At 43.4% G+C, this 21,622-nt stretch carries 20 protein-coding genes; 9 read left to right on the top strand and 11 right to left on the bottom strand.

The features are described 5' to 3' along the window. Positions 1-89: 89 nt before the first annotated feature. Entirely contained in the window at positions 90-323 is a 234-nt protein-coding gene (locus JJ941_RS13440) for a cupin domain-containing protein (RefSeq protein ID WP_290966220.1), read from the top strand. A gap of 1 nt (position 324) precedes the next feature. On the opposite strand, the gene JJ941_RS13445 is transcribed toward JJ941_RS13440, so the two are convergent. Then, a complete protein-coding gene (locus JJ941_RS13445) occupies positions 325-1,629 on the bottom strand; it encodes an adenylate/guanylate cyclase domain-containing protein (protein ID WP_290966223.1) in 1,305 nt (434 codons plus the stop codon). A gap of 124 nt (positions 1,630-1,753) precedes the next feature. On the opposite strand from JJ941_RS13445, the gene JJ941_RS13450 reads away from it, so the two are divergent. The 4 genes from JJ941_RS13450 (at position 1,754) to clpB (ending at position 8,719) form a co-directional block, all read left to right on the top strand. Next, complete coding sequence (locus JJ941_RS13450; RefSeq protein WP_290966227.1) at positions 1,754-3,112, top strand: class II 3-deoxy-7-phosphoheptulonate synthase; 1,359 nt, start codon at positions 1,754-1,756, stop codon at positions 3,110-3,112. 379 nt (positions 3,113-3,491) lie between these two features. Next, positions 3,492-3,920, top strand: coding sequence for an Hsp20/alpha crystallin family protein (locus JJ941_RS13455; protein WP_290966228.1), 429 nt, complete (start codon positions 3,492-3,494; stop codon positions 3,918-3,920). A gap of 161 nt (positions 3,921-4,081) precedes the next feature. Next, complete coding sequence (locus JJ941_RS13460; RefSeq protein ID WP_290966230.1) at positions 4,082-5,566, top strand: Do family serine endopeptidase; 1,485 nt, start codon at positions 4,082-4,084, stop codon at positions 5,564-5,566. A gap of 513 nt (positions 5,567-6,079) precedes the next feature. Further along, a complete protein-coding gene (gene clpB / locus JJ941_RS13465; RefSeq protein WP_290966233.1) occupies positions 6,080-8,719 on the top strand; it encodes an ATP-dependent chaperone ClpB in 2,640 nt (879 codons plus the stop codon). Positions 8,720-8,805: 86 nt separating this feature from the next. Here the strand turns inward: clpB and JJ941_RS13470 are convergent, their stop codons facing one another. The 4 genes from JJ941_RS13470 to JJ941_RS13485 form a co-directional block, all read right to left on the bottom strand. After that, the gene (locus JJ941_RS13470) at positions 8,806-9,228 is read right to left on the bottom strand and encodes a VOC family protein (protein WP_290966236.1); all 423 of its coding nucleotides are present in this window, start codon (positions 9,226-9,228) and stop codon (positions 8,806-8,808) included. Between the two features lie 99 nt (positions 9,229-9,327). Then, entirely contained in the window at positions 9,328-9,678 is a 351-nt protein-coding gene (locus tag JJ941_RS13475) for a VOC family protein (protein ID WP_255132922.1), read from the bottom strand. 15 nt (positions 9,679-9,693) lie between these two features. Beyond that, positions 9,694-10,149, bottom strand: coding sequence for a DUF1801 domain-containing protein (locus tag JJ941_RS13480; protein ID WP_290966240.1), 456 nt, complete (start codon positions 10,147-10,149; stop codon positions 9,694-9,696). 18 nt (positions 10,150-10,167) lie between these two features. After that, the gene (locus tag JJ941_RS13485) at positions 10,168-10,728 is read right to left on the bottom strand and encodes a DUF4199 domain-containing protein (RefSeq protein WP_290966244.1); all 561 of its coding nucleotides are present in this window, start codon (positions 10,726-10,728) and stop codon (positions 10,168-10,170) included. 231 nt (positions 10,729-10,959) lie between these two features. On the opposite strand from JJ941_RS13485, the gene pckA reads away from it, so the two are divergent. Further along, on the top strand, positions 10,960-12,558 hold the full coding sequence (gene pckA, locus JJ941_RS13490) for a phosphoenolpyruvate carboxykinase (ATP) (protein WP_290966245.1): 1,599 nt from the start codon (positions 10,960-10,962) through the stop codon (positions 12,556-12,558). A gap of 55 nt (positions 12,559-12,613) precedes the next feature. On the opposite strand, the gene JJ941_RS13495 is transcribed toward pckA, so the two are convergent. From JJ941_RS13495 to JJ941_RS13505, 3 genes are all read right to left on the bottom strand, one after another. Next, positions 12,614-13,039 (bottom strand): LuxR C-terminal-related transcriptional regulator, encoded by a 426-nt coding sequence (locus JJ941_RS13495; protein WP_290966247.1) that lies wholly within the window; start codon positions 13,037-13,039, stop codon positions 12,614-12,616. Between the two features lie 16 nt (positions 13,040-13,055). Then, positions 13,056-14,156, bottom strand: coding sequence for an aminopeptidase (locus tag JJ941_RS13500; protein ID WP_290966249.1), 1,101 nt, complete (start codon positions 14,154-14,156; stop codon positions 13,056-13,058). A 236-nt stretch (positions 14,157-14,392) separates the two neighbouring features. Then, a complete protein-coding gene (locus tag JJ941_RS13505; RefSeq protein WP_290966252.1) occupies positions 14,393-15,013 on the bottom strand; it encodes an ABC transporter ATP-binding protein in 621 nt (206 codons plus the stop codon). Between the two features lie 139 nt (positions 15,014-15,152). On the opposite strand from JJ941_RS13505, the gene JJ941_RS13510 reads away from it, so the two are divergent. Together JJ941_RS13510 and JJ941_RS13515 are read left to right on the top strand one after the other, a co-directional pair. Beyond that, positions 15,153-16,811, top strand: coding sequence for a hypothetical protein (locus JJ941_RS13510; RefSeq protein ID WP_290966253.1), 1,659 nt, complete (start codon positions 15,153-15,155; stop codon positions 16,809-16,811). A gap of 14 nt (positions 16,812-16,825) precedes the next feature. After that, on the top strand, positions 16,826-18,376 hold the full coding sequence (locus JJ941_RS13515) for an acyl-CoA carboxylase subunit beta (RefSeq protein ID WP_290966256.1): 1,551 nt from the start codon (positions 16,826-16,828) through the stop codon (positions 18,374-18,376). A 104-nt stretch (positions 18,377-18,480) separates the two neighbouring features. Here JJ941_RS13515 and JJ941_RS13520 read toward each other — a convergent pair whose 3' ends face one another. The 3 genes from JJ941_RS13520 to JJ941_RS13530 are packed head-to-tail and all read right to left on the bottom strand — an operon-like array spanning position 18,481 to position 20,561. Further along, complete coding sequence (locus JJ941_RS13520) at positions 18,481-19,734, bottom strand: caspase family protein (protein ID WP_290966259.1); 1,254 nt, start codon at positions 19,732-19,734, stop codon at positions 18,481-18,483. Next, entirely contained in the window at positions 19,731-20,174 is a 444-nt protein-coding gene (locus JJ941_RS13525; RefSeq protein WP_255132904.1) for a hypothetical protein, read from the bottom strand. Before JJ941_RS13525 ends, JJ941_RS13520 begins: the two co-directional genes overlap by 4 nt. 12 nt (positions 20,175-20,186) lie before the next feature. After that, positions 20,187-20,561, bottom strand: a complete 375-nt coding sequence (locus tag JJ941_RS13530) for a hypothetical protein (protein WP_290966263.1) — start codon at positions 20,559-20,561, stop codon at positions 20,187-20,189. A gap of 122 nt (positions 20,562-20,683) precedes the next feature. Here JJ941_RS13530 and JJ941_RS13535 point away from each other — a divergent pair, with 122 nt between their 5' ends. Next, a complete protein-coding gene (locus JJ941_RS13535) occupies positions 20,684-21,535 on the top strand; it encodes a DUF4384 domain-containing protein (protein WP_290966265.1) in 852 nt (283 codons plus the stop codon). Positions 21,536-21,622 lie beyond the last annotated feature (87 nt).

The raw sequence follows: 21,622 nt of genomic DNA on the forward strand, positions 1-21,622 counted from the left end.
CCACCGAAATCACCCCCGAAAAAGCAGCCAAACGTTTAAAAGAAACGGATAAGGAATTCATTAAACTGTTCGGGCATGGAAGTCTTGAAGTGGAGTATTATAAGCCCGATCAGACAGACAAACAGCAACCGCATGAACAGGATGAAATTTATGTGGTGATATCCGGCTCCGGCTTTTTTGTAAATGGAGATAAAAGATATCCTTTTGAAGCCGGACAGGTATTATTTGTGCCGGCCGGAGAGGTGCACCGGTTTGAAGATTTTACGGAAGACTTTGCCACCTGGGTATTTTTCTACGGTCCTAAAGGAGGAGAAAAGGCGTAGATTATTCGTCGTTATCTTCCCCGGCAGTCCTGATTAGACTATTGTACTCTCTGATAAATAGCCGGTTCGGAAATATACCTTCAGCATCTTCAGATAATTCGGGTTTAATTCTCTTCACAAAATACATCTTCAGGTTGCCGATGTACTTGGTTTCAATTTCTCCGCGCGATTCACACTCAAAGAAATCTTTAACCCGCTCGTAAGTAGATTCAGAGATATTGATGGAGTTTTCTCTGGAATGTTCTTCCAATCGGGATGCCACATTTACGGTTTCTCCCCAGATGTCGTAAGCAAAGCGGGTCTTTCCAATCACCCCAACTACTACTTTTCCGGTGTGAATACCAATGCGTACCGGGAGGTATGGAGTGCCCGATTGATTTTTATCTCCAAAGGATTGAACAAAATCCCTGATTTTAAGAGCTGTAAGGATGGTATCGATGGGGTGCGACTGGTTACGCTCAGGGATTCCCCCAGCAGCCATGTAGCTGTCGCCAATGGTTTTTATCTTAATCAGATTGTGTTGCCGGGTGTATTCGTCAAACCGGTCGAAGTAAAACGAAAGGCTTTCGATGAGTTTTTCCGGGCTGAGTTCGGGGACTACCTTTGTAAATCCTTCAAAGTCCGTAAACATGATGGTGGTATCATGGTACCGCTCGGGGGTTACGGTTCCATAAGCCAGCAGGTTCTCCGCAATCTTTTCCGGGAAAATGTTATGGATCAGTTCCTCATGTTCATTTTTGGTAAGCTCAAGCTCTTTATTGGCGGCGTTTAACCCGCTTTGCATTCTGCTCAGCTGATTATTTTGAGCAAGGGTATTCTTATAAGTGGAAATCAACAGATTAACCAGGTACGAATAATCGGCTTTGATCTCATACTCTTTGCCCTCAATTTCCACTTTTACCGTATCATCTTCCTTTACCGGAGGAGGGGGATTCAGCATCAACTCATCGATCTTACTGTAAAGGGTTTCGTCATCAAATGGCTTGGTGAGGTAATTATCTGCACCGGCTTCAATTCCCTTCATAATGTGTTCGGTGGTCACCATAGAAGTAACCAGAATAATCGGGATTTTATTAAGCCGGGTATCTTTCTTGATATGCTCACAAAGTTCGAACCCATCCATAATCGGCATATCTACATCACTGAGGATGAGATCCGGATATTCTGTTCGGGTTAATTCGAGGGCATCTTCGCCATTCTGAGCGGTTAACACCTCGTACCCTTTTTGAATTAATTTATGCCTCGTAAGTGTTACTAATGCCGGATGGTCGTCAACCACCAAAATCCGCAATTTCGTTTCTAACATAATCTGTCTTTAAGAATTCGCTGGTAATATATTTGATTAGGCAAAACAATGTGTGTGAGAATTTTTTAAGCATTAACCCCAAAAAACCGATAGTTTACCTGTTCATTCAACAAAAATTGTACGCATGCAAGAAGTAGCACATAAAAATTGGTCGCCAACATCGTGGAAAGATAAACCGGTAAAGCAACTGCCGGAATATCCCGATCAGGAGCGACTGGATAAAAGTTTTGAAACCCTAAAATCTCTGCCACCGCTTGTCACTTCATGGGAAATTGAAGCCCTGAAGGATAAGCTGGCCAATGTTGCGGCAGGAAAAGCATTTCTTTTACAGGGTGGAGACTGTGCCGAGAGTTTTGACGCTACAAAAGCACCCAAAATTGTGAACATGGTGAAGGTGCTGCTGCAAACCAGCTTCATTCTGATTCACGAGATGGGCGTACCCGTGTTGAGAGTTGGCCGGATTGCCGGGCAGTATGCCAAGCCACGCTCCAATGATTTTGAAATGGTGAATGGGGAAGAGATTCATAATTACCGCGGAGATCTTATCAATGGCTATGAGTCTGAGTCCGGAATTCGCATGCCCGATCCACAGCGACTGTTGGAAGGCTATCACAAAGCCGGTTTAACGCTGAATTTCTTGCGAGCTTTGGCAGATGAAGGTTTTGCCGATTTGCATCATCCCGAACAATGGGAACTCGATTTTATGCAGAACAACGAATATTACGCCGAATACGAGGATATGGTGAACTCCATAACCAAAGCCGTGCGTTTTGTTGAGTCTATTGCACCGGATACGTTCTCAACACTACAAAAAGTAGACTTCTATACTTCACACGAAGCGCTGAACTTGTATTACGATTCAGCCCAAACCCGACCTGTTCCGCGTAAAAAAGGATATTTTAACCTGAGTGCACATATGGTGTGGCTGGGTAATCGAACCCGTGACCTGGACGGGGCACATGTTGAGTACTTTAAGGGGATCAATAATCCGGTGGGCATTAAATTAGGGCCTCCTTATGAAATTGATGAAACGATGAAGCTGATAGAAACGCTGAATCCTAATCATGAGGCAGGTAAAATTGTGCTCATCACCCGTTTCGGAAAAGACATCGTTGAAAAGGAACTACCTAAACTGATACAAGCCGTTCGTCGGGAAGGATTCCCGGTTGTTTGGAGTTCAGACCCCATGCACGGAAATACATTCAGCACCGATGGCGGCATTAAGACCCGAAACTTTGATGATATATTAAGTGAAGTTCAGTCATCATTTGCTATACATCGGTCGGAGGGGAGTTACCTCGGCGGTGTTCACCTTGAGCTTACCGGTGATAATGTGACCGAATGTGTGGGTGGCGCCAAAGGCTTGGGTGAAAAAGAACTTCAGCATAATTATGAGACTTTCTGTGATCCGCGACTCAATTACGAACAGAGCCTCGAAATGGCCTTTCTCGTAGCCCGCGAGTGGAAGAAGAGTTATTCTTAGAGGTGTTAGGGGATAGGGATTAGGGATTAGGGATTAGGTGTTAGGTGTTAGTTAGTCACTCAGCGTAAGCGAAGAATCTTAGCTTTATTTAGATACCAAGTATTAAGGGCAAAGATCTTTCGCTTCCGCTCAAGATGACCCTAACACCTAACACCTAATCCCTAAAACCTAAGCTCCCCCTCTGTCAATTTTGTCTGGAGTCTGTCATAGTTGAAACGGCTTCACTGTCAACCTTTCTATTTTATAGATTCTGTCTGAAATTTCATCAGTATCGTTTGCCCGTCTGTCAGCATATCCCTTTGCTGATTCTGTTGGCATATGCCTTGCATTAGTTGAAATGAATTAATGAAAAAACGAAAACTTAAATGCGAGGTTAATTATGGCACTTGTTAATTACACCCGACCCAATGTTGATCTTCACTCAAAAAGATTCAGCGATATCTTAGATGAGTTTTTCAATGAATCACTGAATTACAGAAACGATTCGTTCATGCCTTCAGTAGATATTTCTGAAACTGAAAATCAGTTCGATGTTTCAGTTTCGCTACCCGGTATGAATAAAGAAGATATTAACGTTGATCTCGACAACGGACACCTTACAATAAGCGGTGAGCGTAAACTCGAGAGCGAAGGAAGCGGTAAAAACTTTCACAGGGTAGAATCAAGTTATGGCTCATTCAGCCGTTCTTTCCAGCTACCCGACAGTATTGATGAAGAAAGTATTACTGCGAAATATGAAAATGGTATTCTGAATATCACCATTGCCAAAAGCGAAGAAAAGGTTAAGAAGAAGATCGAGATTTCATAAATCTGATCCATTAGGTTAAGGGAGCCGAAGTCCCTTCAGTGGGGCTTCGGTTTCTTATTTACATCTACAGAATTGTAAAGGTTTGTGGAAGCACACAATTTTAATAAGGTGACACGTTGTTAAGACCGCAATCCATGAATAACAATTAAATCAGAGTAAATATGAGTACCACAGTAAAGAATATATTTGGGGTGGCCGCAGCGGTTGTTGTGTTGTTAGGTTTTAATCTTGCCATCGACAGCACTTCCGTAACCTTTTCGGATTCTACCAAAAATAAAGTAGAATCTGCTGAGGAAAAGCCGGTTGCTTCACTCAAAGATTTTAATGATGCCATTGTTGATATCGCCGAAAACACAAATCCATCGGTTGTAACCATAACCACTAAGCGTGTGGAAGAAGTGCGGGTAATCAATCCTTTTTCACAGTTTTTTGGAAACCCCAGAGGTGACGGTGAAACCCGGGAGCGAGTTCAGCGTGGGTTAGGTTCAGGAGTGATTGTATCTGATGAAGGGTATATACTGACCAATAACCATGTAATTGAACAAGCCGATGAAATACAGGTGCGTTTGTTTGATGGCAACGAAGTTGATGCCGAACTGATTGGCACAGACCCGCAAACCGACATCGCCGTACTAAGAATAGATGTAGATAATCCACCGGCTGTTCCAATGGGCAACAGCGATGAATTAAAAGTAGGCTCATTTGTACTGGCAATTGGAAGTCCGCTTAGCGAGAATTTAGCACACACGGTATCTTTTGGAATCGTCTCTGCTAAGGGCCGGAATATTGGGTTGATCCAAAACCGACAGGAGCAATGGGTTGGTTATGAAGATTTTATTCAGACGGATGCAGCCATCAATCCGGGTAACTCCGGCGGCGCCCTCATTGATATAAATGGAGAATTAGTAGGAATTAATTCGGCTATTGCATCCCGATCCGGTGGAAATGACGGCATTGGATTTACCATCCCCATCAACCTGGCAAAACGAATTATGAACGATCTGGTTGATGATGGCGAAGTTTCCAGAGGGTATCTGGGAATGTACATGGCCGGAGAAGTAGATCAAACGATGGCACGTGGACTGGGACTTGGGGATATCCGGGGAATCATGGTAGGTCGTGTTGATGAAGACGGGCCTGCGGATAAAGCCGGTTTACAGGAAAAAGATATCATCGTATCATTGAACGGAGAAAAGGTCAAAGACTGGGCCAGTTTCCGAACCAGAATTGCTTCTTTCAAACCGGGAGATGAAATTGCCCTGGGTATTATCCGTGATGAAGATAATATGACGCTGGACGTTACGTTAGGAAAACGTCCTCAGGAACAAACAGCTTCTATCGCCCCTCAAAATAAAGAAGAGATGGACGAGCGACTTGGCTTTACGGTACGGGAGCTGTCATCTGAAATTCGCAGACAGCTCAATATTGAAAACGAAACCGAAGGAGTTGTTGTTCTGGAAGTGAGAGATGGCAGTAATGCTTACGAAAGAGGGCTCAGATCCCGGGACATTATTACCGAAGTTGGCAGAACACCTATTGATTCAACAAAAGATTTTTACGAACAGCTTGAAGATTTAGAAACTGATGTTGTTCTTTTGACCATTAAAAGAAATGATTTGGAACAATACATCGCTTTCGAGATATAAATGTAATCGAAGCATAGATTTTTGTACCCCGAAAACCCAAACCTTGATCCCTGATACGGATCAGGGTTTTTATTCCGGGTCGGGAACTATAACCGACTCAAAACGTGTTTTCCATTTACCAAAAATTACACGGATACTTTGTTAACATTTTGTATCTTATAGCATAAGATTTTAGAAAAGAATTTGTACCCCGAAAAACCCAAACCCTGAACTCTGATACAGTTCGGGGTTTTTTATTTTAAGCAATTTCAGGGGGATAGCATCTACTTCAATAGAATATGAGCTTCCATTAAATGACAAGTAGAGCTGATGTTATTGCACGCACAGCAATCACCGGTTTGAGTTGATTTCTAATACTGATGCTCTTCTGTTCCTGTCTATATGTAGCTTCTCAAAAAAATGAACTGCAGCCATTACCCTTCAAATTCATTTTCGTCCTGCAATTCTGTCAATAAAATTTCGTAGGCACGATTTTGGTTTTTATTCAGGTAGAAAAGAAAAAAGGAGATTGACATGAATCTGAATAAATTTACACTGAAAGCGCAGGAGGCTGTACAAAAAGCACTTGAGCTGGCCCAAAGCTACAACAACCAAGCCGTTGAACCTGCCCATATTTTAAAAGCATTTCTGAGTGACCAAGAGAGCATAGTAAATACATTGTTGAGCAAATTGGGGGCAAACCCGTCGGCTATTGAGAACGTGGTGGAAACAACCCTGGACCGGCTTCCAAAAGTTCAGGGTGCTTCCGTTTCAGGTCAGTATTTATCCAATACGAGTAAAGAACTTTTTGATGTTGCCCAGAAAGAAGGAAATAAGCTGGGCGATGAATACATCAGTTCCGAACACGTATTAATTGGAATGACGACCGTAAAAGGGGAGATCGCGAATCTGTTGAAAGATCAGAGCGTGACCAAAGAGAACATTCTGAAAGTGTTGAAGGATGTCCGTGGCAATCAAACCGTGGACGATCCGAATGCTGAAAGCCGGTATGGGGCCCTGAAGAAATACGCCCGCGACCTCAATGACCTGGCCGAAAAGAATAAGCTGGATCCCGTTATTGGCCGGGATCAGGAAATCCGGCGCGTAATGCAAATTCTTACCCGCCGAACAAAGAATAACCCCGTTTTAATTGGTGAACCCGGTGTAGGTAAAACAGCTATCGCTGAAGGCATGGCTTTGAGAATAGTTCGTGGGGATGTTCCTGAAGGACTTAAAACCAAACGAATTGTAGCCCTCGATATGGGCTCGCTGGTAGCAGGTACAAAATTCCGTGGTGAGTTTGAAGAACGACTGAAAGCGGTAGTGAAAGATGTATCGGATTCTGACGGTGAAATCATTTTGTTTATTGATGAGATTCATACCCTGGTTGGAGCCGGTGCCACCGAGGGCGCCATGGATGCTGCCAACATTCTGAAGCCGGCGCTTGCCCGGGGCGAACTTCACGCCATCGGGGCCACTACGCTCGATGAATACCGCAAGTACATTGAGAAAGACAAAGCGTTGGAACGGCGACTACAAACTGTGTTGGTGGGCGAACCTTCTGTTGAAGATACGGTTTCGATTCTCCGCGGATTGCAGGAGCGTTATGAAGTACATCACGGTGTTCGGATAACCGACTCGGCCGTGGTAGCTGCAGCCGAGCTTTCCCACCGATATATCGGAGATCGTTTTCTCCCGGATAAAGCTATTGACCTGATTGATGAGGCCGCTTCCCGGTTACGGCTTCAGATTGATTCCCTTCCGGAAGAACTGGATGCCCTGGAACGCCAAATCCGTCAGTTAGAAATTGAGCGGGAGGCATTAAAACGGGAAAAAGATCAATCCAAAATGAAAGGGATTGAGAAAGAGCTCGCCGATCTGGAAGAAGATCGAAAATCGATGCGGGTGCAATGGGAGCAGGAACGCGAACTGATCCAAAGGGTGAGAGAGCTGAAGCAAGCCATTGACACGGCCCGAAACGAAGCCGATAAAGCTGAGCGACAGGGGAACTATGAAAAAGTAGCTGAATTACGCTATGGAACAATCACCCAGCTTGAGAATGAACTGCAGGAGTCGCAAAAGAAACTGGATGACATGCAGGAAAATCAGTCTTTGCTGAAAGAGGAGGTGGATGCGGAAGACATCGCCGATATCGTTGCACGCTGGACCGGCATTCCGGTTCGGAAGATGCTACAAAGTGAACGTAAGAAACTGCTGCAGTTGGAAGAAGAACTACATAAGCGGGTAATCGGCCAAGATAAAGCAATTGAAGCTGTATCTCATGCTGTTCGGCGTTCGCGGGCCGGACTTCAGGATGAACAGAAACCGATTGGCTCCTTCTTCTTTCTCGGGTCAACCGGTGTGGGTAAAACCGAGCTTGCCCGTTCGCTGGCAGATTTTTTGTTCAACGACGAAAATGCCATGATTCGAATCGATATGAGTGAGTACATGGAGAAGCACAGCGTAAGCCGTTTGGTGGGAGCTCCTCCGGGATATGTAGGCTACGACGAGGGTGGACAGCTTACGGAGGCCGCACGTCGACATCCTTATTCGGTTATTCTGCTGGACGAAATCGAAAAAGCACACGCGGATGTATTCAACATTCTGCTGCAGGTACTGGATGAAGGCCGCCTGACTGATAACAAAGGTGTTACGGTGGATTTCAAAAATACGATCATCATTATGACGTCGAATATTGGTTCGCACCTGATTTCCAATGAGATTGAGAAAACCGGTGGCAATATGAGTGATGAGAAATACGAAGAGCTTCAAAACAAACTGATTGAGCAGCTGAAGCAAACCATCCGGCCGGAGTTTTTGAACCGAGTGGACGATACCATTGTATTTCATCCGCTGGGTCAGGAACACATCCGAGCCATTGTGGATATTCAGCTTCGAAGAGTGCACGAAATGCTCCGGAAGAGTGAAGTGACCCTTGATGTATCTGATACTGTCAAAGACTGGCTGGCTGTCCGGGGATATGACCCGGTGTATGGAGCGCGTCCGCTGAAGCGGGTGATTCAACAGAATATCACCAATAAACTGGCCACGAAATTAATCAGCCGTGAAGAAGAAGGCCCGGTTCATTACGAGGCCACCATCAACAAAGCAAAAGATGGCATCGACTTTGCCGAAGTTCTGGATGATGTAGAAGCCTGGGCGGAAGAGGATTGAAAATTTAAAATTAAGAATTAAAAATTGGGTTGGGAGTTCTTGACCACCCAATTTTTAATTTTAAATTCTTAATTTTGAATTCCAGCTTAGCTGGACAAATTAGTCTCGCCCTTAATTTTCTCATACTCTTCATCGTTTGGTTCCCAGAGTTCGATTTTGTAGCCATTGGGATCCATAATCCAGCCGAACTTGCCGTATTCGTAAACTTCCATTTCTCCTATAATTTCCACGCCTTCCTCTTCAAGAACCTTAAGCAGCTCTTCCAGGTTATCTACCCGGTAATTAACCATTGCGTCTTTTTTGCTGGGATTGGTGTATTCGGTGTTTTCATCAAACATGCTCCAGGCGGTGTAGCCCTTCTTATCCGGGTTTTCGGCATGTCGCCACTCAAAGGTGCCGCCATACTTTCCGCTTTTAATACCCAGATGGTCCCGGTACCAATCTCTTGTGGCATCGGGATCTTTAGCTTTCAAAAATACGCCACCAATTCCGGTTACTCGCTTTTTCATAGATTTTGATTTTTAGCTGTTAGCTTTCGGCCTTCAGCTTTCAGTTTATGTCTCTGAAAAAAACTGAAAGCTGTTTACTGATGGCTGAAAGCTAACTTATTAATCGTTATGCTGGTCAAATAAAATCTGGTTTCCATCCGGGTCTTCGATGCAAAAGTGGCACGGACCTTTATCCTCGTGGATGGAATCTGACTCCATCAGGAATGTAACCTCCTTTTCCTTTAAATCTTTATAGACACTTCGGGCATCTGTTGGGTTAAAGGTGATGATATTTTCCTCAAACATATCCTGGAATAAACCGATCAGAGAATTTCCCTTCTTCATAATAATCCAGTTGTTCTCGATGGGGCCGGTACCTTCAACCGGTTCAAACCCCAGTTTTTCATAAAATGCTTTAGAGGCATGGATGTCTTTAACTGCAAGTGAAAGAGAGTGATTATTAGGATTCATGATAATGTGGTTTCGTTAACTTTTAATGTTCTTTTCGTAAAGCTCGATCCATTCCTTGGGTGTCATTTTTCCCGCCAGCTCGCCTATCAATTCGTAGGGAATGTGATCCGGATTTCGAAAACGGATACAACTTTTGCCCATATCGAGCTTGGTTTTTACGTGTTTGGGATACTCTCCCTTAAACCAGTTCATGAGTTCATCATCAGCATAAATGCCGGAGTGGTACACCGCAATATGATTCTTTTGAGAAGCAATATTTATAAAGGGCAGAGGAAGCTCCGGCGCTACGTGGTATCCATTCGGGTACAGCGAATGGGGCACAACATAACCAATCATCCCGTAGCTCATTTGTTCTTTGAACCCTTCAGGCAGGTTTTTACTAATAACCGATCGAAGTTTTTTGATGGGTTCTTTACGTTCTTCGGGGATTTTTTGAATGTATTCTTCAGGACTGTCGGCTTCAATTTTCATAGCTTTTCTTGTTGAATTTTAAATTGCGGACGCATCCGGGTTCATATTTTCTTCGGTTGGCATAAAGGTGCTCTTTCGCAATAAAGCTGCACTAATCAGTGAAATAATCAAACCGACAGGCAGAATTTCTGACAGCGTTAAGAGGACACGGAAAAACGGGTTTTCATACATATCAGAATAGAACTGTATTTGTTCTTCCATTTCCGCTATCGCTTCATCAGATGCGCCATCAGCTTCCATGTTTTCAATAACGGAAGTTGAATAGGTTTCGATGAAGTTGACATCAGAGGTTTGGAGGTAAATTTCCCATCCGCCCACATAGAAAGCACTGGCAACCAACGCGATATATAATCCTGCCAAAAATGCTTTTCCGAATTTGATTACGCCGCCCAGGTAGTTATCCCGATATTGTTTTATTCCCACAAAGATCATGGACAGAGCAATGATCATAACCAAATAGCCAATCCACTCCGAATTGGCGTGCATCATTTCATCTCCCGCAAGGTTGGTGAGGAGGGTAGCGATGAACAAGTTAATCAGCCCGGCAAGAATGCCGAATGTGAGTATAATTTTTGACATATTGTGAGATGCTTGGTTTAAAGTGCAGCTCCAAGTAAGTGAAATTGAAAAAGGAATGCATCACCCGAAAGTATGATTTTGATATTTTAGGGAAAAAACCCCTGTAAATAGTAATGCGTAGGAATATTTTTCTTAGAAATCGAAATCGATCGCAATTTGTTAATCAAATATTCATGATTGATGGGTACCTATAAGTACTTACTCAATCGAAGAACTCTAAGCCTCGAAGCAATGGGAAATAACGTGGATTTATCGAAACATAAAATTTCAGTAGAAAATATCATCAGGAACCCGGCTCCTGCAAAATTCTATGAGGATGCCATCAAATTCGATCCCGGTTCTGCGGTATCAGAGTCGGGTGCTTTGGTTGTTCGTTCAGGGAAAAGAACGGGGCGAAGTCCGGCCGACAAGCGGGTTGTGAAAACTCCCGGAGTTGAAAAGGAAGTATGGTGGGGTAATGTGAATATTGCGCTGGATGAACACACCTTTAACATCAACCATCAAAGAGCCACCGATTACCTGAATACCCGGGAGCGGCTGTATATAGTTGATGGTTTTGCAGGGTGGGATCCCAACTATCGCCTCAAAGTCCGGATTATTGCAGAGCGCCCGTATCATGGATTGTTTATGCATAATATGTTGATCCGGCCAACGGCCGAGGAGCTGGAAAACTTTGGAGAGCCTGATTTTGTAGTCTATAACGCCGGTAAATTTCCTGCAAACCGTTTTACTGAAGGAATGACCTCCGATGCCAGTGTAGATGTGAACTTTGAGAAAGGCGAAATGGTGATTCTGGGAACCGAATATGCCGGGGAGATGAAGAAAGGAATCTTTACCGTAATGCATTACCTGATGCCTAAGAAAGATGTACTATCCATGCACTGTTCGGCAAACGAAGGGGAGAAACCCGAAGATGTAGCGCTCTTCTTTGGTTTATCCGGAACCGGAAAAACCACACTTTCGGCTGACAATAGCCGCAAACTGATAGGCGATGATGAACACTGCTGGAGTGAAGACGGCGTGTTTAATATCGAAGGGGGTTGCTATGCAAAAACCATCAACCTCTCTGAGGAAAAAGAGCCTGAGATATATAATGCCATCAAGTTCGGAACGGTGCTGGAGAATGTGGGCTATGATGCGAATACCCGTAAAGTGGATTACGATGATGTTTCCATCACTCAAAACACCCGGGCTTCGTATCCTATCGACTTTATCTCAAATTCCAAAATCCCATGCACAGCCGGACATCCTAAAAACATCATCTTTTTGACTTATGATGCCTTCGGTGTATTGCCTCCGGTAAGCAAGCTGTCTCCTGAGCAGGCTATGTACCACTTTATCAGTGGATATACCGCCAAAGTTGCCGGAACCGAAATGGGTGTTACAGAGCCTGAAGCTACATTTTCTGCCTGTTTTGGAGCAGCTTTCCTGGTATGGCCACCGTCTAAATATGCCGAAATGCTCGCGGAGAAAATGAGAACTCATAATGCCAAAGCCTGGCTGGTGAATACCGGAATTACCGGCGGAGCCTATGGCAAAGGCGGAGAGCGCATCAATCTCAAAAATACACGTGCGATCATTAATGCCATTCATGAAGGTAAACTTGATAATGCCGATACGGTGCAAGACGAAGTGTTTGGTTTCAGGATTCCAACAAACTGCCCTGAAGTTCCTTCAGAAATACTACAGCCACGTAACTCCTGGAGCAATGCAGATGAGTATGATGCACAGGCTCAAAAGCTTGGTAAGCTCTTCCGCAAAAACTTCGATAAGTATAAAGCAGAAAGCAGTGATGAAATCATAAACGCAGGACCAAAAGTCAGCGATTAATCAATTAATCCCTGGTAACTTCAATCCACCGGCTCGAATGGGGCGGTGGATTTTTTTATGGGATGAGCTTTAACGAGCGGGCTTTTTTAACGGCCATGCTTCGGCGGCTTACTTCCAGTTTTTGGTAAACACTGGAAAGGTGTGTTTTCACCGTATTGATAGATATAAAAAGCTTATTGGCTATTTCCTGGTTAGAGTGACCTTTACCGAGATGCTCGAGGACATCAAGTTCGCGCTCGCTGATACCCAGCGACTTCAAGGCTTTTTTATTCCGTTTGAAGGAGGTTTTTTCAGATTCCTGTGGTGCTTTTGCCGTTAGTTTTTTACCCAGCCAAATGCCTAATACGGTAAATAGAATGGCAATGGCAACGATATATACCGGAGTTGAAATGATTTCTATCGTGTAGAAATATTCAATCGCTTCGACTACTAATACACCGGCAGCAAGTACAGCCCCGTAAATTAATACTGTTTTCTTCATCCTTAAATTTGATATGCTACCGTAGTTTTTCGGGGTTTAAACCTTTAAGGTCGTCAGCAACAAACTTGCGGCCTTCGCGCACCAGCTCTCCGTCCAGGTACACATCAGCACCAATACAAACCAGATCCCAATGGATGTTACTGGAATTGCCGTTAGGTGCTACTTCATAGTCTTTACCGAGGGTAAGGTGGTTGGACCCGTAAATCTTCTCATCAAAAAGAATGTCATACATCGGGCTCTCGATTACCGGGTTCAACCCAAAGCTGAATTCTCCAAATCGCCGTGCTCCCTCGTCTGTGTCCAGAATATCTTTGAGAGCTTCGTTGTTGGAGGAATCAAAATCAACCACCACGCCGCCTTTTACTTCCAGCTTAACAAATTCAAAAGGTTTGCCCTGATATACGGAAGGAGCGTAAGAAATCACTCCATTTACCGAATCCAGAACAGGAGAGGTGAAAAGTTCTCCGTCAGGGATATTTCGCTTACCAAAGCAGGGAACCCAATTCTGGCCCTTAACCGAAAACTTAATATCGGTTCCTTCGCCTTTCAGGTGAATTTCATCGGTGGCTCGCAGTCGTTTTTCCAGGGGCTTCATTGCTTCTTCAAGCTGGGCGTAGTCAACCAGGCAGGCATCGTAATAAAAATCAGCGAAGGCGCGCGTTGGCATTTTGGCGTTCATCGCAAAGGCAGCCGATGGATACCGCATGATGCACCAGTTGGTATTATTAACGCGCTCATCAAAGTGAACCGGCTTCAGAAAATGCTCGGAATAGGCTTTATTGGCTTCCTTACTGGCTTGTGAATTTTCATAGATATTCTGCGAAGCACGGATTCCGATGAAGGCATCCATTTGCTTCATCAGTGGAAGCTGATCCACAGAAGCCTGATTCTTCCAGAATTCCTCATCACCATTTTCAATTAAAATACGTTGCGTATCCGCATCTTCGATCTTTATAAACGGGTGCGCTCCCTTTTCACGGATTTGCTCTACCAAAGCTCGGAGCAGGTCGATACCGTTTAAGCCGATAAGCTGTACCATCACATTGTGCCCTTCCTGAACCTCGGTACTGTGTTCAAGAATGAGGTTTGCGAGTTTCTGATCATTTTGTGAGATCATATTGCAGTATTGAATTTGGAACGATGAATATTCGATTTGGCAGACAAAGTTAAGAGAATCCGAAGACAGTTGAGAGTTATAAAGTTATAAAGTAGTGAGGTGATAAAGTGATTAGGTGATTGGGTGAAGTGGGGGATTAGGTGTAAATGAGAGGAGTGGACCCGAAAGAAATGTGTGATTAAAATATTGATTCGCTACCTCATAGCTTATAAACACCCCATCACTTTATCACCTAATCACTCATCACTAACATTAAGAACAGTGTCACACAAGGCAATTTCGTTGGGATCGTTGGAGGCGAGGAAGACCAGAGTACCAGCCTCAGCTGCTTCTATGACTATCTCGGATACCAGTGTGTGTCCTTTTTCGTCGAGGTTGGAACCGGGTTCGTCCAGCATTAATATTTTGGGCTTACGAACCAAAGCGGCGGCCAGTTTAATGCGTTGTTGCTGTCCGGTAGAAAGGCTTCCAAAAAGCTGATCGCTCAAATGCGGTATCTGAACCTTCTCAAGTAAGGCTGAAAGTCGATCTCCTCGTCCAACTCTGCCTCCGGCTTCAATCAAAAAGCGCAGGTTCTCCTCAACCGATAATTCTGCATAGAGGTTGATGTAAGGAGCCGCATATCCCATCTGAGCTTTTACCTGTTTTTGATCCATCACTTCATCATTCTGCTTCCAAATGATGGTTCCCGAATTAGGGCGGAGGAGATATGACAGGCATTTTACCAATGTTGATTTACCACTGCCATTGGCTCCCGATATACCCAGAATTCCTCCGGTGTGCTCAAAGTTGAGATCCGAGAAAATGGTATGACGGTTAAATTTTTTGGTAAGATTTTGTACCTGAAGTGAAATCATGCCCCAAAGGTAGCAAGTTTGTGACTAATAAGAATATGCTTTCAGTTCATAAAATTTGAAAACTATAACGGAATATCTAAATCCTTAATTGTATTGCGAGCCGGCAGGCTTTATTTTCAGTGAAATACTAAAACGACTTATGCATCAGGCAGTAGAAGAAATCATCGATCGGCTTATTGGCGCGGTTAAATCCGACAAGCCCTATTATACCCTGAAAGACTGTCTTTCAGCGGGGTTTCCGACCTTTATTGTTGAACGAATTCGCATCGAAATCAACGAAAAGCTGAAGAAAGAATTTGTTTTGGAAGACACGGAATGGGCGAACACCGATCAGCAGCTGGTTAAAGATGCGTGGAAAGAATTTCAGCAAGCATTATTTGCGAATTCCCGCATTCCCAAAGACAAGTTTTACGTAGTTACCAGCCGGGTAATGACCGAAATTGTGAAGGTGTACCTGGAACCGCGCCATCACATGGCGGATTATATTTACAAAGGCGAAGAAGAACTCGATTACGAAGAGCTGGTTCGGCGAACCGACAAGCTGACTATTTATAAGCACTTTGGTAAAGCCATTCCGCTGTATATGAAAAAGCGGAAGCTGAAAACGTTGGAGAAAAAGCGCTGTAAACTGCTTATCCATAACCTGGATGCTAACCTTGTGGCTTCCTATACCGCCAAAGAATGGGCGCAGGTCCTTGAGCTTTTGTTTACCCTATTTGGAGGAGAAGTAGATGCCAAGCTCATTCAGCTATTTTTTGAAGACAAGGGACTGTACCTCACGGCAAAAGCTTTTAACGAACTGGATGAGCAGATAACTAAAGAGCGGTTTATTGAAATTCTGTCCTATCCAGACTTGCTGGATGTGAAGCTTCAGGAGAAATTCAGGGATCAGTTCCGCGAGGAGTTAATTGCCCAGAAAAATCGATTTGACCATCCGGATGAAGAGGAGATGGAAGAAATTGATGAAAAGGAACAGCGATTGTTGGATAGTTTTTTTGGCGATTACAGCGAAGAAGGTCCGCAAATGACGGACGAAGAGTCATTCAATGCTTTGTTTAAAACCGAGCAGAAAGATAAGTCCATTTTTGAGGAGTTTGAAGAAGTGCCCGATGCTGAAAAGATCTCGGAATCACTCAAAACCGGAGATCAAACCGATGAAATCAAGAAGTTTCGGGAGAACCTCGTAACGGTACTTGATCAGGCAGCACATTCGTTCAAAAACCTGACTGAAGAAGAAGAGGAAGAGGAAAAGAAAAAATCAAAAAAGAAGAAAAAGAAGTCCTCTAAAAAAGGAGAGAAGCCTGCAGAACCGGCGCCTGAAAAAGAAGAAGAGGATGTGCTGGATGAATTAGCTGCGGAAGATGATACGGATGAATCTGTTATTGAGGAAGAAGCCGAAGATAATGAAGAGCAGCCCATGTGGCAGCAGTTTATACGTCCCGACCAAATGGATATGTTGATGAGCAGCAAGGGTTCGGATAGTGACGATATGCTGATTGATGAAGAAACGCTGGTCGATGAACTCGTTGATGAAGAGGACGAAGACGACCAGACCATGCCCACACTGAAGGACTTTATGATCAACAATGAAGGCTTTTTTGTAGAAGAAATTTTCAAAGGATCAGATAAGAAATACGAAAAAGCCCTGAGTAAAATTCAGGAGCTGGACAATTGGGATGAGGCTACTGAATTCATTGAAAAAAAAGTATTTTCGACTAATAAAGTTGATATGACATCTGAAGTAGCCATCGATTTTACCGACCGGCTGCAAGCTTACTTTGACGAATATAAATCTTAAACAATACCTTAATTATGGCATCCAATCCAAAAGTAGAACGACTACAGAAACTGCGGGAAGAAGCACTTAAAGGCGGAGGTGAAGCCCGAATCGAGAAGCAACATGATAAAGGCAAACTAACCGCCCGAGAGCGAATCGATCTGTTGGTGGATAAAGGCTCGTTCGAGGAAATTGACAAGTTTGTGACCCACCGGAGTACAGCTTTCGGATTGGATAAGAAAAAGATATTAGGGGATGGGGTCGTAACCGGCCACGCTAAAATTCACGGCCGTCCGGTTTATATTTTCAGTCAGGATTTTACCGTATTTGGCGGTTCTCTGTCAGAAACTCACGCAGAGAAAATTTGCAAGATTATGGACCTCGCTATGAAAAACGGAGTGCCTATCATCGGTCTTAATGATTCAGGAGGTGCTCGTATTCAGGAAGGGGTTTCCTCACTAGGTGGATATGCCGAGGTCTTCTGGAGAAACAGTATGGCCTCTGGTGTTGTGCCTCAGATTTCAGCCGTAATGGGTCCTTGTGCCGGTGGAGCTGTGTACAGTCCGGCGCTTACCGATTTCATTTTTATGGTGGAAAATTCCAGCTATATGTTTGTAACCGGACCGAATGTGGTAAAAACAGTAACGCATGAAGAAGTTACATCCGAAGAATTAGGCGGTGCTTCTACGCATAGCACCAAATCGGGGGTTTCCCATTTTTCCAGCCCTAACGATGCTGTGTGCCTGAATGACATCCGGCAGCTGATGAAATACGTGCCTCAGAATTGTGAGGAAAAAGTACCGATGGTAGAATCCAAAGAACCGGATTCGGCCAAAGCCAAAGCACTGGAAGACCTGGTGCCGCTTAACCCCAACAAGCCGTATGATATTCATGATGTGATTGAGGGAATTATGGATAAAGATTCCTTCTTCGAGGTTCACAAAGATTATGCGGATAACATCGTGGTCGGTTTTGCCCGACTTGGAGGCCGAAGTGTAGGCGTTGTTGCTAATCAACCGCTTTCACTGGCCGGCGTTTTGGATATCGATGCTTCTCTGAAAGGAGCTCGTTTTGTTCGTTTCTGTGATGCGTTCAATATTCCGCTGGTTGTATTTGAAGATGTCCCCGGCTTCCTGCCCGGTACCGATCAGGAGTGGAATGGAATCATCAAACACGGAGCTAAGCTGCTTTATGCATTCTGCGAGGCTACGGTTCCAAAAATGACGGTAATTACCCGTAAGGCCTATGGCGGAGCTTACGATGTGATGAACTCCAAGCATATAAGGGCTGATTACAACGTGGCCTGGCCAACAGCCGAGATTGCCGTAATGGGAACCAAGGGTGCGGTAGAGATTATCTTCCGCAAAGAAATTGCCAAAGCCAATGATCCGGAAGCCAAGCAGAAGGAACTGGAAGACCAGTATAGCGAGAACTTTGCGCATCCTTATAAAGCGGCCGAGCGCGGCTATGTGGATGATGTAATACTGCCTTCCGAAACCCGTGAGAAACTGATTAAAGCACTGGAAGTGTCCCATAACAAAGTGGAATCCGTGCCTAAGAAGAAGCACGACAATCTGCCGTTGTAAAATTTAAGTTTCGCCTTGCAATCGATCTTGTTCCCAACCACCCGGTTGGGGACACCAGGTTCTATTTGGTAAAAGCTATGATACACACTGAGCAAGCACTAAAATTAGTTCTTATACTTTATCAGTGTTTCTTCGTATTCATTGGAAATAATTTCGGGCGTTTGGATACGGTTGTGTAGTCGCCTTGCGAAGTAGGGTATTCCATCATCCTGATCGGTCAAATAATTTTGAAGCTCTGATTTAGTTAAGATTCCATCATTATCAAGATCCGCTTCGCCTTTAAATCCCTTCAATAAAAAATAGGTAAAGAGTCCGTGTCTCATTTGAGGATACCAGCTGGCAATTTGCTCTCCACTGCTGGCAGTGATGATAAGGCTGTTATCGATGGTTAAAGCTTTGTTCTTTACTTTAATGCCTATGGGAGAGGCATTCTTAATCAGCATTTCCCCGGAACCGGATGCTCCGGAAAAGCAGGCATCAAGAAAGACGGCTACTGATTTGGCATTCAGCTTAGAAAGGTTGCCGTACAAAAGGTCGGTGCTGTAGCCTGAGAAGGATACAAAGGCGGGGTCAGAGTCAATAGGCATCATGTAAGCCGAGTTAGAATTCACGTCGGGGGAACCATGCCCAGAGTAGAAAATATAAACATCACTTTTTCCCGGTTTCACGAAGTTGTGAAGCTTTCCCATGTGGTTGTTTTCATTTCCAAAAATAGCATCAAAAGTAGCTTTACCGGCATTCTCTTCATAAATAATATTTCCGGGTTTGATCCCCAGGGTGTTTATAAAGTATTCCTTTACAAGAGTCGCATCATTCACGGCATAGTCAACATCAGGAATGTCTTTTGAGTAATCCTTATTACCGATAATAACACCAACCGCATCAGTATTAATTTTATCGGCGTTTGGGATATCGAATTCAATATCTACCGGGGTTTGTTTTTCAACTGCCGCTTGATCTGGCTTCCTTTGTCGATCGGCCAGTATTGGATCTGAAGTATCATCATCAGTATTCAATTTGTCGCCAATCATAAAAGTAAACCGCAGATAATTGGTCTTATCGTAAGGAGGTTGTAAGTACTCTTCTTTTGATCTATATCCCTCAGGAGATGCGGTAATGGTATGAGCTTTACCATTAACTAAGATTTTTGCTCTTTCTGCCGTTACAACTTCTTTTCCATCTACATAGAAGGTTGTTCTAGGCACATTGGAATTCAGTTGAAAAACAATACTGGCATCATCTGAAGCTTTTGGCAGATACTCGTTTTCAGAGCTTAATACTCCTACCGAACTACATGCAGAAAATACCAGTACTGTAAAAAGTAATAGTGAAATATTTAGTGGTTTATTCGTGTTCACCTTATTTTCGTAATGTCTAAGGAGTGAAATTTATCAACCACTTCTTCGAAGTTTTGGTTTCTTATTTGAGATAACTCTTGCTCACCAACTTCAACCGACGCTGCAGTTCCGGTAAGGTTCATTTTTGTAATCCAGATAGTAAGAATAGGAATGGGAATTTGTGTATAAGTTACGTCAAGGCCCATATCCACAATGATATCTGCACCTTGGTGCTTGGATAAAGCTTGATTAAAGAGTTCTTCATAAACTTCTTTATTAGCTTGTTTGGGAAAAAGTATACCTACTCTGGATACTTCAGCTGTTGTATACCCTAGTGGTACAACATTACTATTAGGATAAACATAATGGCTGCTTACAACTCTCTGCCCATATTTAGTGCTACAACCAACTAATAGAAGTGCACATGCAAAAACTGTAATTAGTGATTTAAACTTATTCATGATGTACCTCGATTAATTTAATTCTTGTTCGCCTACTTCCATGGTTACCGGGTATCCTTCGACAGTCAGTTTTCCGGTATATAATGTCAATACGTAAACTGGTATTATCGTGACTTTCCAGTTGTAATCAATATTTATTAACATATCAGCTCCGTTAACTTTGTTTAGAGCATCCTGATAAGCTTGTGCTTCGATGGAAGATGTGATGGTTGGCGGTTTCATTGAAAGACCTGTTTTAGAAGTCCCCAATACTTTTGAGCTTCCTATGGGTGTAACATTGCTATTAGGATAGTCAAAGTGAGATTGGTTCTTTCTTACATAAGATGTCTGAGAACAGGCAGCCAATAAAAAAGAGAAAAGCATGATGAAAATTATATTTCTTTTCATAAGTACCCCCGAAAATTGTGTTTAGATTTAGCTGAATTAATATAATTAGGGGATTATATGCAAAAAAAAATAATAAACTTATGTTCAGTTGATTTATATTTTCGGCAAAAAAAGACGACAGTATGAAAATATTCGGTGCAAAAGGGTTGATAAAAACGGGGCATTTGGTCATTACCATTCTTCTGATGGTTTATACCGGCGAGTGTTTGGGGCAGGAGAAACCACAATCGGTAACCGTAAACCTGGAACTAATGCAGGAATCGGATCGGTCTTTAGATCAGGTGAAAGAAGAATTATTAAGAGATGCACGGGTAGAAGCGGTTCAAAGAGTTACAGGGTTGAATATTAAATCGTTTGATGCCCAGGCGGAAACGGAAAGCATTGAAGAAAATGATGCTGCCTATTTTCAAACCTTTCGGCGACTGATGCGAATTAACGTAGAAGGGAGAATTGTGGGGGAGGATACGCCGGAATATTATGTAGAAGGGAATATGGTTGGTATAACCTACACCTGTAAGGTTCAGAAACTGGATAAAGACTACGATCAGTATTTCAAGGTAGATATATCGAGCAACAAAAAGGCCTATACCGTTGGAGAACCCATTGAATTTGAAGTTACCACTACCAAGGATGCATATATCACACTATTTTCTATCAAAGAAGACAACAGTGTGGCTATGTTTTTTCCCAATACTTACCTGCAGGAGAATTATGTTAAAAGTGATGAGCTTCGCCTCATCCCCAACGAAAAAGAACGTCGGATTATAGACTTTATGGCTCAAACAGAGGGAAATCAGGAGGTCTATTCGGAGCTCATTTTTGCCGTTGCTACCAAAGAGAAATATGAGTTTGAAAAATTGGCCGAAGAGCTTAGCTACAAAAACAACTGGATCACCTTAAACAAGTGGTTAATGGATTTGGAAAGAGATCAATGGACGGAAGATTTTGCTCAGATTGTAATCTATGATAATTAGTTGTTGGTTATTTGAGTTGTCTCTTTTTCTGAACCGTTGGTTGGACCGCAATCAGCCAAATACTTTCCCTTTTCCAAATAAAAAGAT

Origin of the sequence: Gracilimonas sp. (genome assembly GCF_017641085.1) — a bacterium.
Classification (GTDB): domain Bacteria; phylum Bacteroidota; class Rhodothermia; order Balneolales; family Balneolaceae; genus Gracilimonas.

Bases quoted from the DNA above. Each gene is read 5' to 3' on its own strand.
- JJ941_RS13475 (WP_255132922.1), bottom strand. From the start codon at position 9,678: ATGAATCCTAATAATCACTCTCTTTCACTTGCAGTTAAAGACATCCAT.
- JJ941_RS13470 (WP_290966236.1), bottom strand. From the start codon at position 9,228: ATGAAAAAGCGAGTAACCGGAATTGGTGGCGTATTTTTGAAAGCTAAA.
- JJ941_RS13515 (WP_290966256.1), top strand. From the start codon at position 16,826: ATGGCATCCAATCCAAAAGTAGAACGACTACAGAAACTGCGGGAAGAA.
- JJ941_RS13495 (WP_290966247.1), bottom strand. From the start codon at position 13,039: ATGAAGAAAACAGTATTAATTTACGGGGCTGTACTTGCTGCCGGTGTA.
- JJ941_RS13445 (WP_290966223.1), bottom strand. From the start codon at position 1,629: ATGTTAGAAACGAAATTGCGGATTTTGGTGGTTGACGACCATCCGGCA.
- JJ941_RS13480 (WP_290966240.1), bottom strand. From the start codon at position 10,149: ATGAAAATTGAAGCCGACAGTCCTGAAGAATACATTCAAAAAATCCCC.
- JJ941_RS13485 (WP_290966244.1), bottom strand. From the start codon at position 10,728: ATGTCAAAAATTATACTCACATTCGGCATTCTTGCCGGGCTGATTAAC.
- JJ941_RS13525 (WP_255132904.1), bottom strand. From the start codon at position 20,174: ATGAATAAGTTTAAATCACTAATTACAGTTTTTGCATGTGCACTTCTA.
- JJ941_RS13535 (WP_290966265.1), top strand. From the start codon at position 20,684: ATGAAAATATTCGGTGCAAAAGGGTTGATAAAAACGGGGCATTTGGTC.
- JJ941_RS13460 (WP_290966230.1), top strand. From the start codon at position 4,082: ATGAGTACCACAGTAAAGAATATATTTGGGGTGGCCGCAGCGGTTGTT.
- JJ941_RS13450 (WP_290966227.1), top strand. From the start codon at position 1,754: ATGCAAGAAGTAGCACATAAAAATTGGTCGCCAACATCGTGGAAAGAT.
- JJ941_RS13530 (WP_290966263.1), bottom strand. From the start codon at position 20,561: ATGAAAAGAAATATAATTTTCATCATGCTTTTCTCTTTTTTATTGGCT.
- JJ941_RS13500 (WP_290966249.1), bottom strand. From the start codon at position 14,156: ATGATCTCACAAAATGATCAGAAACTCGCAAACCTCATTCTTGAACAC.
- clpB (WP_290966233.1), top strand. From the start codon at position 6,080: ATGAATCTGAATAAATTTACACTGAAAGCGCAGGAGGCTGTACAAAAA.
- JJ941_RS13510 (WP_290966253.1), top strand. From the start codon at position 15,153: ATGCATCAGGCAGTAGAAGAAATCATCGATCGGCTTATTGGCGCGGTT.
- pckA (WP_290966245.1), top strand. From the start codon at position 10,960: ATGGGAAATAACGTGGATTTATCGAAACATAAAATTTCAGTAGAAAAT.
- JJ941_RS13505 (WP_290966252.1), bottom strand. From the start codon at position 15,013: ATGATTTCACTTCAGGTACAAAATCTTACCAAAAAATTTAACCGTCAT.
- JJ941_RS13455 (WP_290966228.1), top strand. From the start codon at position 3,492: ATGGCACTTGTTAATTACACCCGACCCAATGTTGATCTTCACTCAAAA.